Origin of the sequence: Candidatus Nitrosarchaeum limnium BG20 (genome assembly GCF_000241145.1) — an archaeon.
GTDB classification, from domain to species: Archaea; Thermoproteota; Nitrososphaeria; order Nitrososphaerales; family Nitrosopumilaceae; genus Nitrosarchaeum; species Nitrosarchaeum limnae.
In genome coordinates, this window is record NZ_AHJG01000185.1 from 1 (window position 1) to 1,060 (window position 1,060).

The window sequence follows — 1,060 nt, forward strand, 5'->3', positions numbered from 1 at the left end:
TTTTGTCGTTTTCATCTGTTTTTACCCCCCACTCTAGTGTAAAATATAATGAATGCAAAATATCATCCATATTCATTTTTTGACCGTCATGCCAATTACTGAATTTAAAATTGAATCTAACTTTACTTGTTGCTTGAGAATCTGGCGATACTTCATTCCATTTGTGTTCTACGGGGTTCCAAATTTTTGCATCATTTGGTAATTTGATTTTACCTTCTGGTCCTGCTGTTTCAACATCCCAATCTGCTCTAATTGGAATTGTTTTTCCTGTAAATGGATGTTTGAAAGTTATTGGGTCTGAAATTATCCCCCACATTTTTCTGCTATTAGTATCGCTTAATCCCATCACTGGATTCCAAGCTCCTTGATTGATCTCTTTTACTCCTATCAACAATTCTTTATGATCACTTCTAGAATTAATCGGAGTGAATCTACTAGGAACACCTGCTCCTAAATCATTAACTATTCCATCCATTTTTTCATTTGCTATATATTGATCAATCTTACTTGCTATGAAAATTCTAACAGACTGATCAATCCCATCTGCAATTCCCTTTTGAATTAATTCTGCTCTTTGTTCTTCAGATTCAAAATCTCCAGAGTATATTTTTTGAGTTATGTTGTCTAGATACTCATTTTTGTAATTCCAAAATGATGGATTGTTAAATCCTGGCATGTTTGAAACCCATGGCGAGTACATTTGAGCCAATCCTACTGAATCATATCTAACAAATGCTGATCTTCCCCATCCTTCTGTATACAAACTCCATTTCAATTCTTTAGGATTTGATCCATATACTACAACAAATGCTTTATTCAAATCCCCAAAATCCTTTTTCACCACAAATCCCATTTTTTTTAATTCTGAAGATAAGATCTCTCCAATCGATTTTCTTATTGGATCATCGCTTCTAATAAAAACTGTAATCTCAATTGGTTTTTGATTTATCTTCCACTGTCCGTCTGATTTTATAGCCCCCTTTTCGTTTAATGCATTTGAAATTATTTCTTCAGCTAATGAAGGGTTGTATCTAAAATTGAATGTCTCTAATTGTTTTAA

The 1,060-nt window shown here is 33.0% G+C and carries 1 pseudogene; it reads right to left on the reverse strand.

The annotated features are described in order from the left end of the window. Positions 1–1,060: pseudogene (locus BG20_RS06200) on the reverse strand (ABC transporter substrate-binding protein); the annotation flags it as partial.